16 protein-coding genes are annotated in these 14,826 nt (G+C 73.8%); 3 read left to right on the forward strand and 13 right to left on the reverse strand.

Going from position 1 to position 14,826, the window contains the following annotated elements:
* Positions 1-40 precede the first annotated feature (40 nt).
* The 6 genes from V2J63_RS01865 to V2J63_RS01890 form a co-directional block, all read right to left on the reverse strand.
* Positions 41-973, reverse strand: a complete 933-nt coding sequence (locus tag V2J63_RS01865) for an amino acid ABC transporter permease (protein ID WP_331229273.1) — start codon at positions 971-973, stop codon at positions 41-43.
* Entirely contained in the window at positions 970-1,617 is a 648-nt protein-coding gene (locus V2J63_RS01870) for an amino acid ABC transporter permease (protein ID WP_331229274.1), read from the reverse strand. The genes V2J63_RS01865 and V2J63_RS01870 overlap by 4 nt, the downstream gene beginning before the upstream one ends.
* 60 nt (positions 1,618-1,677) lie before the next feature.
* Positions 1,678-2,664, reverse strand: coding sequence for a transporter substrate-binding domain-containing protein (locus V2J63_RS01875; RefSeq protein WP_331229275.1), 987 nt, complete (start codon positions 2,662-2,664; stop codon positions 1,678-1,680).
* 211 nt (positions 2,665-2,875) lie between these two features.
* The gene (locus tag V2J63_RS01880) at positions 2,876-3,310 is read right to left on the reverse strand and encodes a molybdenum cofactor biosynthesis protein MoaE (protein WP_331229276.1); all 435 of its coding nucleotides are present in this window, start codon (positions 3,308-3,310) and stop codon (positions 2,876-2,878) included.
* Positions 3,311-3,378: 68 nt separating this feature from the next.
* Entirely contained in the window at positions 3,379-3,672 is a 294-nt protein-coding gene (locus tag V2J63_RS01885) for a DUF6457 domain-containing protein (RefSeq protein ID WP_331229277.1), read from the reverse strand.
* A gap of 63 nt (positions 3,673-3,735) precedes the next feature.
* Positions 3,736-4,251 (reverse strand): MogA/MoaB family molybdenum cofactor biosynthesis protein, encoded by a 516-nt coding sequence (locus V2J63_RS01890; protein WP_331229278.1) that lies wholly within the window; start codon positions 4,249-4,251, stop codon positions 3,736-3,738.
* A gap of 215 nt (positions 4,252-4,466) precedes the next feature.
* Here V2J63_RS01890 and V2J63_RS01895 point away from each other — a divergent pair, with 215 nt between their 5' ends.
* Entirely contained in the window at positions 4,467-4,685 is a 219-nt protein-coding gene (locus V2J63_RS01895) for a hypothetical protein (protein WP_331229279.1), read from the forward strand.
* Between the two features lie 46 nt (positions 4,686-4,731).
* On the opposite strand, the gene V2J63_RS01900 is transcribed toward V2J63_RS01895, so the two are convergent.
* The 6 genes from V2J63_RS01900 to V2J63_RS01925 all read right to left on the reverse strand — a co-directional run bounded on the left by V2J63_RS01900 (position 4,732) and on the right by V2J63_RS01925 (position 11,139).
* On the reverse strand, positions 4,732-6,168 hold the full coding sequence (locus tag V2J63_RS01900) for a lipase maturation factor family protein (RefSeq protein WP_331229280.1): 1,437 nt from the start codon (positions 6,166-6,168) through the stop codon (positions 4,732-4,734).
* Between the two features lie 133 nt (positions 6,169-6,301).
* Complete coding sequence (locus tag V2J63_RS01905) at positions 6,302-6,859, reverse strand: NADPH-dependent FMN reductase (protein WP_331229281.1); 558 nt, start codon at positions 6,857-6,859, stop codon at positions 6,302-6,304.
* Positions 6,860-6,952: 93 nt separating this feature from the next.
* Entirely contained in the window at positions 6,953-8,893 is a 1,941-nt protein-coding gene (locus V2J63_RS01910) for a heavy metal translocating P-type ATPase (protein WP_331229282.1), read from the reverse strand.
* 1 nt (position 8,894) lies between these two features.
* The gene (locus V2J63_RS01915; protein ID WP_331229283.1) at positions 8,895-9,134 is read right to left on the reverse strand and encodes a heavy-metal-associated domain-containing protein; all 240 of its coding nucleotides are present in this window, start codon (positions 9,132-9,134) and stop codon (positions 8,895-8,897) included.
* A gap of 96 nt (positions 9,135-9,230) precedes the next feature.
* Positions 9,231-10,097, reverse strand: a complete 867-nt coding sequence (locus V2J63_RS01920; protein ID WP_331229284.1) for a Crp/Fnr family transcriptional regulator — start codon at positions 10,095-10,097, stop codon at positions 9,231-9,233.
* A 175-nt stretch (positions 10,098-10,272) separates the two neighbouring features.
* Positions 10,273-11,139, reverse strand: coding sequence for an aldo/keto reductase (locus V2J63_RS01925; protein WP_331229285.1), 867 nt, complete (start codon positions 11,137-11,139; stop codon positions 10,273-10,275).
* A 789-nt stretch (positions 11,140-11,928) separates the two neighbouring features.
* Here V2J63_RS01925 and V2J63_RS01930 point away from each other — a divergent pair.
* Both V2J63_RS01930 and V2J63_RS01935 read left to right on the forward strand, forming a co-directional pair.
* A complete protein-coding gene (locus V2J63_RS01930) occupies positions 11,929-13,632 on the forward strand; it encodes an HNH endonuclease signature motif containing protein (RefSeq protein WP_331229286.1) in 1,704 nt (567 codons plus the stop codon).
* Between the two features lie 406 nt (positions 13,633-14,038).
* Entirely contained in the window at positions 14,039-14,284 is a 246-nt protein-coding gene (locus V2J63_RS01935; RefSeq protein WP_331229287.1) for a hypothetical protein, read from the forward strand.
* Positions 14,285-14,296: 12 nt separating this feature from the next.
* On the opposite strand, the gene V2J63_RS01940 is transcribed toward V2J63_RS01935, so the two are convergent.
* Positions 14,297-14,734: an aminoacyl-tRNA deacylase gene (locus V2J63_RS01940; protein WP_331229288.1), complete on the reverse strand. Its 438-nt coding sequence runs from the start codon at positions 14,732-14,734 to the stop codon at positions 14,297-14,299.
* Positions 14,735-14,826: the final 92 nt, after the last annotated feature.

A 14,826-nucleotide genomic window follows, 5' to 3' on the forward strand; every position in this document is an offset into this window, starting at 1 on the left:
GGCGGCGGCACCACCGCGCCGGACGCGCCGGCGAGCGCGGTCAACGCCGCCCGGTGCCGGCGGCGGCGCGAGCCTCGCTGCCCCGGTCGAGGGAACCGCCGGGCGGCGTCCCGCGGCCCGAGCCGAACCCGCGCGCGGGGAGCACGGAGAGGTACCGCCGTCCTCCGCCGGCGCGGCGCCGGGCGAGGACGCGGTCGAGGCGCTGGGCGACCCGGGAAATGACGATGTTGACGGCGATGTAGACGATCGTGATGACGAGGTAGGTCTGGACGAGGTCCCCGGTCGTCGCCACGAGCACCCGCCCGCTCTGCATGAGCTCGCCGTAGCTGACGACGTAGCCGAACGTCGTGTCCTTGACGACGATGACGGCCTGCGCGACGAGCGAGGGGACGATGACGCGCACGGCCTGCGGGAGGACGACGAGCCGGAACGCGAGGGAGTCGGGGAACCCGAGGCTCGCAGCCGCCTCGGACTGCCCGCGCGGGATCGAGAGCACGCCGGCGCGGATGACCTCGGCGATGACCGCGGCGGCGCAGAGTCCGATGGGGACGACGAGCTTCCAGTAGACGTCGGGGTTGATGCCGTACTGCGGCAGCGCGCTCGTGAAGATGTAGATGACGAGGAGGACCGGCACGGCGCGGAAGACCTCGATGACGGCGGTCGCCGGCCACCGCACGAGGCGCACCCGGGACAGCCGCCCCATGGCGAGGGCGAGCCCGAGCGGCAGGGCGATCGCCCCCGCACCGAGTGCCGCCCACGCCGTGTGCCCGAGCGCGCGGACCATGTACCGGATCGTCGAGGGCTCGTAGAGGGTGGCCCAGCGCGACGGCGCTAGCTGGCCGCTGCGGTAGAACTGCCAGTACGCGAGGCCGAGGACGCCGAGGAGGAAGAGGACGCTCGCGGCGGTGGCCAGCCGCACCCGGCGCTGCGCACGCGGGCCGACGACGTCGAAGAGGACCTGCTCCGTGCTCATCGCCGCACCCGCACCCTGTCCTCGAGCCGGGCACCGAGCGCCCCGGCCCCGAGGGCGATCGTCGCGTACATCGCCGCGGCGACGAGGAACGTCGTCAGCCCGAGCGCCTCGCGGTTGTTGATGTAGGACACCTGCGCGGTCAGGTCCATGACGCCGACGATCCCGGCGAGGGAGGAGCTGAGGAGGATGGAGATGAACAGCGAGACGGTCGGCTGGACCATGTCCCGCATGGCCTGGGGCATGACGACGTGCCGCACGATGCCGGCGAACGTCAGGCCGATCGAGCGCGCCGCCTCCACCTGGCCGGGCCCTACGGCGTTGATCCCCGTCCGCAGGACCTCGCACGCGAAGGCTGCCCCGACGGCGGTCATCGCGATGGTCACCGACGGGATGAAGCCGAGGTTCACCCCGATCTCGGGCAGGCCGTAGACGACGAGGATGAGCAGGCTGAACAGCGGTACGTTCCGGAAGACCTCGACGTACGCCGTGCCCGCGGCGCGCAGCGGAGCGACGGGGCTGATCCGGAACGTCGCGAGGACGACGCCGAGGATGACGGCGCCGACGAACGCGACCGCCGTGAGCTGGGCCGTGATCCGCAGGCCCGCGCCGAAGTTCGGCAGGTACTCGGTGAGCAGGACCCCCACCCGAGGCCTCCTTCATGACGGGACGCCGGTGGGCGCCCGGGGGCACCCACCGCGGGCGGGCTACTCGACCGTGCCGATCGCGGGCGGCTCCGGGACGTCCGCGACGCCGGTCCGGTCCCCGATCGTCACCTGCCACAGCTCGGCCCACGTGCCGTCGTCCATGACCTGCTGGAGCCAGTCGTTGACGAACTCCTTGGCGTCGGAGCCCGGGGGAAGGCCGATGCCGTAGCTGTCGCCGGGCCCGAACGGCTCGCCGACGATCTTGACGTCGTCGTTGTTCACGACGGCGTTGAGGAGGAGCGACTGGTCGATGACGTAGGCGTCGGCGCGGCCCTGCTGGACGGCCGAGAGGGCCTGGGCGTGGTCGGGGAGCGCGAGGATCTCAGCTTCGGGCGCGAACTCCTCGAGGACCGTCACGCCCGTCGAGGCGGCCTGCGTGGCCACCGTCAGCCCGGCGAGGTCCTCGACGCCCTCGACGTCCTCGTTGTCCGCGGCGACGAGGATCCCCGTCTGAGAGCTGTAGTACGGCCCGGCGAAGTCGACCCGGGCCTCACGCTCGGGGGTGATGGAGTACGTCGCCATGACGGTGTGGACCGAGCTGTTCTCCAGGAGGTCCTCGCGCGTGTCGACCGTGACCTGGCTCAGCTCCGTGCTGACCTCCCCGAGGATGTAGCGGGAGAGGAGCTGGGACAGACCGGCGTCGAATCCTCGCGCGACGCCGTCCCCGGCGTTGAGGAGCGAGAAGAGCTCGGAGGTCTCGGTGCCACCGACCTGGAGGGCCCCGGCCTCGCGCACGGAGCTGGCCCACTCGTTCGCCTCGACGACGGCGTCGTCCGCGACGATGCCACCCTCGATGACCTCGTCGTAGGCGGCCACGTCGAGCGCCTGCCCGCCGGCGCCGCCGCCGTCGGTGCTCGTGCCCGAGGTCCCGGGGCCGGCGGGCTCCTCCTCGGGGCTGCAGGCGGCGAGGCCGAGGACTGCCGTCGCCGCGAGGGCGAGCGCAGCTGTGCGGGTGCGGGTGCGGGTTCGGGGGGGACGTGCGCTCATCGTGACTCCTCGGTCGTCCGGTGCGAGAACAGCGGCCGACGTCGCGGGCGGACCCACCCCGTCGCGTCGCGTGCCCGAGACGATACGGGCAACGGCGCGTCCTCACGAGGGGGAGGACGCCGGGCGCTCACAGAGCCACCACGGGCCAATGACGTCGGGCGGGGTGGAGGGGCCGGGCGGAGCCGGTCCGGACGGGGCGGAGCCGGCGGGACTAGGCGGAGCCGGTCCACTCGTGCGTGCCGTCGGGGAAGACCTGGCGCTTCCACACGGGCAGGCGCCGCTTGACCTCCTCGACGAGCTCGGTGAGGGCCGCGAACGCCTCGCCCCGGTGGGCGGCGGCGACCGCGACCCCGAGGGCGACGTCACCGACGGCGAGCGTGCCTACCCGGTGGACGACCGCGACGGCGTCGACGGGGAAGCGGGCGGCGATGTCCTCGGCGACCTCGGTGACCACTGCCCCGGCGCCGGGGTGGGCGACGTACTCGATCCCGGCGACCGCACGGCCGCCGTCGTGGTCACGGACCACGCCGGCGAAGGTGACGACGGCACCCGCCGCAGGGTCCTCGACCTCGTCCGCGAGCGCGGCTGCGCTGACGACCGCGTCACCGACGCCGGCACGCACGACCCTTCGCCCGGGTTCGCTCACGCGGGAACGGTCCGGGCCGGCTGGGGACGCGGCACCGCCGTCGGTGGGGGCGGTCGGGATGGTGGGGCTCACGCCGGCTCCCCGGGGTAGTCGGCGACGAGTCGGGCGACGGCGGCGACGCGCGCCTCGACGGCGGCCGCCTGCGCGGCCGGGTCCGGCCCCGCGACGCGCGCGCTCGCCAGGCCGACGAGGAAGGCCGTCAGGGGCGCCCCGGGGCGGGTGGGGCCGTGCGCGACGTCCCGGATGAGGGCGAGGAGCGGGCCCGTCACCTCCGTCATGACGGCCCGGTCGACGTCGAGCTCGCGGCACACGGCGTCGAGCCACACATTCATCGCGGCCATCTTCTCCCGCTCACCGTTCATGCCGCGACCCTACGACGTGCCGCCGGGCCGGCGCCCGGGCGCGCGTCCGGCAGATCGGACCGACTAGCCGTGGTCGGCGCCGTCGAGCTGGGCGAGGACGTGCCCGACGACCGGCAGGAGCACGTCGAGCCCCTGCTCGACGGCCGCCACCGAGCCCGGGAGGTTGACGACGAGTGCGCCGGGCGCCGCGCCGGCGATCCCGGCCACCCCACGACTGAGGGCGGCGGCCGGCGTGTGCCGCGCGCCGTCGGCGCGCAGCGCCTCGGCGATGCCGGGCAGCTCGCGGGTGAGGTGCGGCCGGGTCCCCTCGGGCGTCTCGTCGCGGGGGCCCACCCCCGTCCCACCGGTCGTGAGGACCAACCGCGCCCCGTCGGCGAGGGCCGCGGACAACGCCGACCGGACGCTCTCGGCGCCGTCGGGGACCACGCGCGCCGCGCCGACGCGGAACCCGGCGTCGCGCAGACGGCCGACGGCGCGCGGCCCGGACTCGTCGCTGCGCACGCCCGCGGCGCTGCGGTCCGAGACGGTGATGACGACGGCGACGGTCCCGCGGCTCCCGTCCCCGCTGACCCCACCCATGAGAACCCCTTGACCGACCGGTGCCGGCATGGAGCCGACGTGACACCCGATTGTCGCGCACGGACCGCGGTCACCGCCGCGGCCCGCCGGCCACGGGGTGCCGGGGGTGGCGCCGCACCCGGCCGTCAGCGCCACCTCCGCCGTCAACTACGGTTGACACGCGAGCTCGTGTCATCCATGGTTGACGTGACGAAAGGTTCGCGATGGAGGTCACGATGAGCGCGCTCGCCCAGGCGGCAGACGACGACGGCGACATCCTCGGAGCGCTGCACGCCCTCGCCGGCGTCCGGCGCGCCGCGGACCAGCGCGAGGAGATCCTCGTCCGGCGGGCCCGCACGCAAGGGCTGACGTGGGCACAGATCGCGCTCATGCTCGGTGTGAGCCGGCAGGCCGTCCACAAGAAGTACGGCGGCTCCCGCTTCTCGCGCCACTGAGCAGCCGCCGTCCGGCCTCGACCCGCCCACCGGCCCGGCTCGCCACCTACCGCCGGAGCGTCGCGAGGCTCTGCGGCGCGACGAGCGTGCCCTCCTCCCAGCGCACCCACCACGCGCCCGACCGGCGGCGCTCCTCCGGGGTGGTGAAGCGGTAGCGGAACACGCGCGCCCGCACCCACGCCGGCCGCTCGCCCTCGAAGGGGTCCTCCGCCACGAGCCGGAGCGTGACCGGGTCCGCCTCGAGCAGCCGGAGCAGGAAGGCGCTGAACCAGCCGTACTGCGCGGGCGAGCCGAGCGCGAGGAACCACATCCCCCAGTCGAGGCGCAGGTGGTAGGGCGCGTACTGGCGCGGGACCCGGTCCACCCGGCCGGGCTTGCCCTTGAACTCGTACTCCCGCCACACGGCGTCGTCGAGGTCCGCCGAGTCCGTCCCCTCGACGACGACCTCTCGGCGCCTGCGCGTGATCGACCCGAACGCGCCGTAGGCGTTGACGAGGTGCCACACGTTGAACGAGGCGTTCATCTTCTGGTCCCGGGCGACGAGGTTCCGTGCGGGCGCGTAGCTGAGGACGACGAGCAGCACCGTCACCGCGAGGACGGCGACAAGGAACCACACGGGAGCGGAGCCGTGGGCGTCGGCCTGCCCGGCGCCCGGCACGACGAGTGCGACGGCGTCGTCGCCCAGCGCCGAGAAGGCGAGCACCATCGTCAGGACGTTGAGCCAGGCGAAGTTCCCGCTGAGGACGAGCCAGCCCTGGGTGGCGATGACGACCACCGCCGCGCCGCTCGCCACCGGCTGCGGCGCGAACAGGAGGAACGGCACGACGAGCTGCGTCACGTGGTTGGCCGCGACCTCGACCTTGTGGAGCACCGGCGGGAGGTGGTGGAAGAACCAGCTCCCCGGGTTCGGCATCGGCTGGGTCTCGTGGTGGTAGTACAGCGCCGTGAGGTCCCGCCACGCCGGGTCCCCGCGCATCTTGATGAGCCCGGCGCCGAGCTCGAGACGGAAGACGAGCCACCAGAAGAGGACGAGGATCGTCAGGGGCGGGGCGACGTCGTCGGAGCCGAGGAACGCCGCGAGGAAGCCCGCCTCGAGGAGGAGCGACTCCCAGCCGAAGCCGTAGAACACCTGACCGACGTTGACGATCGACAGGTAGAGGGCCCACATGAGGAGGAACGCGAGCATGGGGACCCACGGCGGCCCCGCCTGCGGCAGCCCGACGACGACGCTCGCCGCGAGCGCGATCCCGGTGGCGGCGACGGCGACGAGGAGGCGGTCGGAGTAGCGCCAGTGGAACAGGCTCGGCGCGGAGCGGGCAGGCACGCGCGCGACGAAGCGGGGAACGGGCAGCAGGCCGCGCTCGCCGAGGAGGGGGCGGAACTGGAGCAGCGCCGAGGCGAAGGCGACGACGTAGACGCCCGCGATCCCCCGCTGCAGGACGGCGCGGGCGACGTCGTACCCCTCGGCCCCGAACCACTCCATCGCGCCCCCCTCGGTGAGCCGCGGCGCATGCCGGCGCTGCCATTGCACACCGGCAGCGGCGGGGTCGCAGCCCCAGAGACCGGGCGGTCCATCTTCCGTCGCCCCGGTGCTGTCCCGGCGGGGGACGTGCCGCTCAGCGCTGGGTCGCGAACCGCCTCACCCAGGCGGTGTACGCCGCCAACCACGCGTGCAGGAACTCGCGCGTCGAGTCGTCAACGACCGTGCCGTCGTCGGCGAAGCGCTCCGGGGTGTAGTGGATGAAGGCCTCAGGCTGCCCGAGCGTCGGGACGTCGAGGTAGGCGAGGACGTTACGCAGGTGCTGCTGGGCCATCGCGGTGCCGGGCTCGCCGGTCGACGCCCCGATGACGCCCGCGGGGATCCCCGTGAAGGCGCTGTCGCCGTAGGGGCGCGAGCCCCACTCGAGGGCGTTCTTCAGCGCCGCCGGGATCGTCCGGTTGTACTCCGGCGTCACGAAGAGCAGTCCGTCGCTGGCCCGGAGCTGCTCCTTGAGCGCCCGCCCCACCTGCGGGTAGTCGCCGTCGGAGTCGTAGTTGTACAGGGGAAGGTCGCCGATGGGGATCTCGGTGAAGGTGAGGTCGGCGTCGGCGAGCGCGATGAGCGCCTCGGCCAGCTTCCGGTTGATGGAGTCCTTCGACAGGCTCCCGACGACGTACCCGATCGTGATGGACACAGAGCCACTCGCTTCCTGGTCGACGACCACCGGCGCCGGTGGCGCAGCGGTCCGATCCACTGTGCCAGCCGGCACCGGAGGTCGCGCGTCGGCCTACGAGCGCGGGGCGGCGAGCGCCGTGCCCTGCCCGGCGGCACGCACGGTAGACCGTCGAGGCGCACCGCTGGTGTCCTCCTTGCGTCGCAGGAGGCGCATGGCGTTGACGATGACGACGAGCACAGAAGCCTCGTGGACGAGCATCCCGACGGACATGGTCACCCCGCCCAGGAGGACGCCGGCGAGCAGGACGACGACGGTGAGCAGCGCGACGGTGATGTTCTGCCGCATGTTGTTCACGGTGCGCCGGGCGAGGCCGACGGCCTCGGGCAGCGTGAGCAAGTCGTCGCCCATGAGGGCGATGTCCGCCGTCTCGAGGGCCACCGCCGAGCCAGCCGCACCCATCGCCACCCCGATGTCCGCGGTGGCGAGGGCGGGGGCGTCGTTGACGCCGTCGCCGACCATCGCGACGACGTGCCCCTCGCGCTGGAGCTCGGTGACGGCGTCGAGCTTGTCCTCGGGCAGCAGCCCGGCCCGCACCTCGTCGACGCCGGTGGCCGTCCCGATGGCATCGGCGACCAGCGCTGCGTCGCCGGTGAGCATGACGACCTTCTTCACCCCGGCCGCGTGCAGGCGGCGGACCATCTCAGCGGCGTCGGCGCGCACCTCGTCGGCGACGGCGACGACGCCGAGCACGTCGTCGTCGACGGCCACGACCATGGCCGTGCGTCCGGCGGCGGCCAGCTCCTGCACCGCACCTGCAGCGCCGACCGTGTCGCCGATGCCGTACTGATCGAGCAGGGCGAGGTTCCCGACGAGCACCCTGCGTCCACCGGTGGTGGCGGTGATCCCCTTGCCAGGGACAGGCTCGGTGACCTCGGGCAGGCCCGGCGTCGCCAGTCCCTCGGCGGCCGCAGCGTCCAGGATGGGGCGGGCGAGCGGGTGCTCGGAGCCGGCCTCGGCCCGGGCCGCCCAGGACAGCACCTGCGCGCGGTCCGTGCGCGGGTCGAGGACGACGACGTCGGTCAGGCGTGGGCGCCCCGTCGTCAGGGTGCCGGTCTTGTCGACCGCGACCACGGTGATCCTCCCGGACGTCTCGAGGTACTCCCCGCCCTTGATGAGGATGCCGTCCTTCGCCGCACGGCCGATGCCCGCCACGACCGACACCGGGATGGAGATGACCAGGGCGCCGGGGCAACCGATGACGAGCAGGGTGAGGGCGAGCACGACGTTGCCGGTGACCAGCCCGACGACGAGCGCGAGGACGATGATGACCGGGGTGTACCAGGCGGAGAAGCGGTCCATGAACCGGGCGGTCCTGGCCTTGGCGTCCTGTGCGTCCTCGACGCGGTGGATGATCCGGGCGAGGGTGGTGTCGGCGCCGACGCCGGTCGCCCGGACCTGGAGGAACCCGCCCCTGGACACCGTGCCGGCGAAGAGGCGGGCACCCGCGGACTTCTCCACCGGCATGGACTCGCCGGTGATCGAGGCCTCGTCCACGGCGCCGGTGCCGGCGACGACCTCGCCGTCGACGGGCACCTTGGCGCCGTTCTTCACGAGGACGGTCTCGCCCATGGCCACGCCTGCGGCCGGGACCTCGACCTGCTCGCCGTCGCGCAGGACGACAGCGACGTCCGGGGCGACCGCCACCAGCTCGGCCAGGGCCGAACGGGTCTTGTCCAGCGTCGCCGACTCGAGGGCATGACCGATCGCGAAGAGGAAGGTCACCGCGGCGGCCTCCCAGTACTCGCCGATGATGACCGCACCGATGGCCGCCACCGAGACGAGCAGGTCGATCCCGATGACTCTCGCCATGAGCGCCCGGGCTGCCCTGCGCACGATCGGCGCTCCGGCCACGACCGCGGCGGCGACCATGAACGCGTTGCTCACCGCGTCCGGACCGAGCACGCGCGCAGCGAAGAACGACGCGAGGATGAGCGAGCCGGAGACCGCGGGGACCGCCCACCGGCCGCGTGCCCGCTGCTGGAGCGTGCTCATCTCAGAAGCTCGCGGCGCGGGCGGTGTAGCCGGCCTTCGCCACCGCGTCGACGAGCTCGTCGACGCCCGCGACGGCGGGGTCGTGGTCGATCTCGATGCGGGCGGAGGCGAACTGCACCTTGACGGTGCTCACGCCGTCGAGGCGCCCGACCTGCTTCTCGATCTTGGCCACGCAGGAGGGGCAGGAGAAGCCCTCGGCGCGCAGGACGGTGTGGGTGGTGGTGGGAATGATGGTGCTCATGGTTCCGGGGTCCTTCCGGGAACGTCGTCGTCACCCTCTGGGGTGCTGACTACGACGTTACGAAGGACGCGAGGAGCGGACCATGACGGGCGTCAATCAACCGCCGGATGGGCTCTTCGGGCCGGCCCTGGACCCGCCGTCGGGCCCGTCGTCCGTTGCGACGGTGGCCGCCAGGCGGTCGTGATCCACGATGGAGGTCCAGCGGCGTCCGGAGTCGATGATGCCGGCCTTGCGCAGCTGGCTCATCACTCGGGAGACCGACTCTGAGGTGGAGCCGGTCATGCCGGCGAGGTCGGCGCGCGTGAGGGGCAGCTGGATGAGGGTCCCGCCACCGGTACGTTCCTGCCCGAACTTCTCCGCCAGGCGCAGGAGCGTGGTCGCCACGCGCTGGGCGACGGTGGCGGTGGACTGCTGGGTCAGTCCGGTGCGGGCCTGGGCCAGCAGGGCGGACGTGTCGTCCAGGACCCGCAGGGCGACCTGAGGATGCTCGGTCAGGACGTCGCGGAAGGCGCGGGTGTCGATCCGTAGCGCGCAGGTCGTGCTCATCGCCCGGACCGTCTCGGGGTAGACGGGCTGGCCCAGCGCCTGCAGCCCGCCGAAGAGGTCGCCGGGGGCGAGGAGGTCGACGACGACGTCGTGCCCTCCGGGCGTCGGCCGGGACGCCTTCGCCCGGCCGGCGGCCAGGACGTAGAGGTGCTCAGCCGGTTGACCGGCGGTGTAGATCGCGTCGTCCTCCGCCCAGGACAGGGAGACCATGCGCTCGTCGATGTCGACCAGCTCGTCGCGGGAGAGGCCGGCGAGGAGCGGGACCTGCAACAGCACGCGCATGCGTACCGGCCCCGGGCAGTGGTGGGGCTGGGCGCAGGTCGAGCGCAGCGGGACCGTGCGCCGGGCGGGCGGCGGCGTGGGACCGGGGCGGTCTGGTCCCGGCGTGGTGGCGCCGGCGTGCGACACGGTGGTCACGGTCTGCCTCCCAGGGCATGGACGTGGGTGCGTGCAGGGTCAACGGCCGCCGCGACCGTGACCATTCCCGTCCTTGCGACGGGGCGTGGGTGCCCTGGGCGGCGTCCGGTGCCGTCGGCAGCGTCCGGTGCGTGCGCGGCGTCGGGGCGTGGGCGGCGTCGGTCCCTGGGCGGCCTCAGGGCGTGGGCGCGCCCGTGAAGTCCTCCGGGAAGCCGTTGAAGTGGTCGGGGTGGAAGCCGGTGCGGGCGCCGCGCTCGAGGGTGGCGATGGCGGCCATGTCGTCCGCCGAGAGGTCGAAGCCGAGGACGTCGATGTTCTCCGCCATGCGCGCCGGCGTGACCGACTTCGGGATGACGACGTTCCCGAGCTGGAGGTGCCAGCGCAGGACGACCTGGGCGGGGCTGCGCCCGATCCGCTCCGCGATGCCGGTGATGACCGGGTCCGCGAGGACGGTGCTGCGCCCGAGCGGGCTGTACGCCTCGGTGATGACGCCGTGGGAGGCGTTGAACGCGCGCAGCTCCGCCTGCTGGAGGTAGGGATGCACCTCGATCTGGTTGACCGCGGGGACGACGCCCGTGGCCTCGAGGAGCTGCTCGAGGTGGTGAGGCAGGAAGTTCGAGACGCCGATGGAGCGGATCCGTCCCGCAGCCTGGAGCTCCTCCATGGCTCGCCACGAGTTGACGAACTCCTCGCGCGCCGGGGCGGGCCAGTGGATGAGGTAGAGGTCGACGACGTCCAGGCCGAGGGCCTTGGCGCTCGCGTCGAAGGCGGCGAGGGTGGAGTCGTAGCCCTGGTCCGGGTTGGCGAGCTTCGTCGCGACGACGACGTCCTCGCGACTGAGCCCCGAGCTCGCGATGGCCTGTCCCACGCCGCCCTCGTTGCCGTACCGGGCGGCCGTGTCGATGCTGCGGTACCCGGCCGCGAGCGCGTCGGCGACGACGGCGGCGGTGTCCTCCGCCGGGACCTGGAAGACGCCGAAGCCCACCTGGGGCAGCACGGCGCCGTCGTTGAGGCTGATCTGGGGGACGGAGAGGTTGGCCATGAGGCCTTTGTACTCGTCGCCGAGGCGTCCTGGCCAAACCGGCCGGGGAAGGCGCTGGGGGCTGGGGGCGGGTCGGGGCCGCGGTCGGGGCCAGGGCGGAGGCGGGGCCCGAGGGGGGCCAGGGCCAGGGGCCGCGTCGGGCGGCGACCGGCGAACGCAGGAACGCAAGCACCTTGCCCGGCATACACGCAGGCGCGCGGAGGCCCTGCTCGGCTGGCGTGCGCAGGCCTGGAGTCGATGTCGGTGCTCGCCGATAGTCTCCATACAAGCGTTCGAGGTAGAGCGGAGGTGAGGACGATGGTCGCGATGCCGGCGGTCGAGGAGCCAGACGGGCAGGGCGACGTCCTCACTGCGCCGAACGGCACGTGCTTACCGCGGACACCGCCGACACCCAGTCGGGGAGCCTCCTCTCGCCCATGGGTGGTCGATCAGCCGGGGCACGACGCCGACCGTGCCGCTGGGTCTGTCAGGGCCGCCGATGCCCCCGCGATCATCGCCACATCTCCCCACGCGACTGGCCGCGCCGCAGCCGCCGCCACCACCACTGGCCGCGCTGCAGCCGCCGCCACCGCCACTGGCCGCGCTGCAGCCGTCGCCACCGCCACTGGCCGCGGCCCTGCCGTCACCCCCGCGACTGGCTGCGGCCCGACCGCCGCAGACCGCTCGCCGGGCAGCGTCTCGGCATCCCCGACGCTCCTCGCAGCAGCGGTGTGTGCGGCGCTGGGCGCGCTGCGGGAGGCCGCGCCGGGATCGTCGGCGATCGGGTGGGAGAGGGGCGAGCGGGAGTCGGTGATCGGGTCGCTGGACACGTTGATCCGTGAGGCGACGCTGTACCGAGGTCAGCTCCTCCTGGCGCACAAGGAGGACGGGACGTGGGGCACGGTGCGGGACCGGGACTTCACCGACTGGCGTTCCCGCACCACCGGCACGGGGCGCGGTGCGGCGGCCGGGGAGCTGGGGCTCGCGGAGGGGCTGGACGCCATGCCGGGTCTCGCGGACGCGGTGCAGGAGGGGACCATCACCCTGGAGCACGCCAAGACGTTGACCCGGTTGCGGGAGCACGCCTCGGCCGAGGTCAAGGACGCCCTGGCCGGTGAACTGGGCACCGAGCTCCTCGACCTCGCCGCCGACGTCCCCGCACCCGAGCTCGCCAAGGCCGCCAAGACGCGGGCGGCGGCGATCGACGCCGCCGCGGCGCAGGCGGACTTCGACGCCGTCCACGCCCGCCGGTCGTTCACCGTGCGACGGCAGGCGGGTGGGCGCAAGGGTGAGTTCTTCCTCAATGACGTCGACGGCACCACCGTGGACACCGCGATCGACGCCATCGTCGGCAAACCCGCCAAGGACGACACCCGCACCCGCGAGCAGCGCCGCGCCGATGCCCTGGTCACCATGGCCAACCGCGTCCTGCAGGTCGGCGCCGACCGCAACGGCGCCCAGATCCGCCCCCACCTCTCGCTCCTGGTGACCGAGGAGACGTGGACCGACGTCGTGCGCCACCGGATCCTCCTCGACGGCGCCCTCACCACGCCACCGCCCGGCCCCGGGCAGCCCGGCCACTCCTTCTACCGCCCCGACGGCGACGAAGCCGACCACGGCCCGGGCGTCCGGCACAGCGTCGACGGGTCGTGCGGACCGGCCGGGAGCTCCGACAGCGATGACGGCCAGAGCGGGCCGCTGCCGCCGCTCGGCCTTCTGCCGGTGCTGCCGGACGTCGCACCGGCGATCCTCGAGGACGGTTCGATCGTCCCGCTCAGCGAGCTTCAGCGGGTCATGTGCGACTGCGAGATGACGCGCATCGTCCTCGACGCCCACGGCGTCCCGACGGACGTCGGACAGACCCAGCGCCACTACACCCGCGAGCTGCGCCGAGCCGTGACCGCCCGGGACCGGCACTGCCAGTGGCCCGAGTGCACCCTGCGCGCCTCGTGGTGCGAGGTCCACCACATCACCTGGTGGTCCAACGGCGGAGCGACCTCCATCGAGAACGGCCTCACGCTGTGCAGCTACCACCACCACCGCGTCCACGCCGACCACATCCGCATCACCACCCTGCCCGGCGGCCACGCCTTCCACGACCGACACGGCACCCCCATCGGCACCAGCCTCTACACCGCGCGACCAAAGCGCTCCGCTTGCGCGGGAAAGAACGAGCCCGACGGCCTCACACCACCACGAGCCGGCACTACTGGCACAACCCTGCCGACGAACGCTGGGGCAGCGCTGCCCACGCTCGAGGGGACAGCTCTGCCCCGGGGACAAGAAGCACCTCCGCCGGCGGGACACGAGGCAGCGCCGCCGACGCTCGAGGGGACAGCTCCGCCCACGGCCCAGCCGACAGTTGCGCCCACGGCCGCGACGACCGCGCCGCCTACGACCACGGGGACGACGGGGCCCGGCCGCGACCGTCCGCCGTCGACCCGCCGGACCACGCGCAGCCGGCCCCCGAAGTACGCACCAATCCTCTTCGACGTCGGCGGCCCGCCCTTCTGATCCCACGACGGAGCCGCCCGGGGCCCGCGGGAAGGCCCGCGCGCGGTGCGGACCCGCGCGCGGCTTCGGTACCGCCGCCGCCGGGACCAGGACGAGCGGCCCTGATCCCGGCGAGGCACTACCGAGTCCTGCCTGGCACCGGCACCGGCAGCTCGCGCCCGGCACGGGCACGGGTCACGGGGGCGCCCGGCACGGGCACGGGTCACGGGGGCACGGGTCACGGGGGCACGGGTCACGGGGCACGGGCCACGGGGCACGGGCCACGGGGCACGGGCCACGGGGCACGGGGCACAGGGCACAGGGCACAGGGCACAGGGCGGTGAGAGCCTCCCTCCCCACGGGCGGGCGACGCCGCCGTCGGCACCGACCCCTGGTCAAAATCGCCCACCGGGCGGACGATGGCCGTATGGGACGGCTCGTCGCGCTGCCCGCGCGGGGCGAGGTCTTCGCCGATGCACGCGGCGGAGGCCGGGTTCTGCGCGCGTCCTGGCACCACGAGGAGGGCGTCGTCGTCCTCTCGCTGTGGCGAGACGACGTGTGCACGGGGACCGTCCGGCTCGCCGCCGAGGACGTGCCGGCGCTCCTCGCCGCCCTGGCCGGCGGGCTGGCGGAGCAGTACGAGCGCCCCCACGGGACGCGGCGCTCGAGCTAGCCGGCGCGGCGGCTACGGCGCCGGGTCGGTGACGTCGGCCCGGTCGGCGCCGAGCACGGCGACGAGGTCGTCTCCGTCGACGGTGGCCGCGACGCCGTGCGCCCCGGCGCCGATGGAGACCAGGCCCCGCACCCGCTCGTCAGCGACGACCGGCCACGGGTGCGTCGCACCGAACGGCGTGATGGTGCCGCGCTCGTACCCGGTCACGTCCTTGGCAGTGGCGGCGTCCGGCATCGACAGCCGGCTCACCCCGAGCAGCGCGCGCAGCTTCGGCCACGAGATGGTCCGGTCGCCGGGGACGAGGACGAAGAGGTAGTCCCCCTCGCCACGCCGCACGACGAGCGTCTTGATGAGCCCCGCCGGCTCGATCCCGCGCGCCGCCGCGGCCTCCGCGAGGCTGCTCACGCGGCCGTGCCGGGTGACGGTTGGCGCGAGGCCGGCAGCGTCCATGGCGGCAACGGCCGCCGTCTCGGGCGGCACTTCTGCGTGATCACCGGAGGAGGGGGTGCTGGGCGGGGCAGCGCCGGGCGGCACTTCTGCAT

The sequence above is a fragment of the Georgenia wangjunii genome (assembly GCF_036421975.1).
GTDB classification, from domain to species: Bacteria; Actinomycetota; Actinomycetes; order Actinomycetales; family Actinomycetaceae; genus Georgenia_A; species Georgenia_A wangjunii.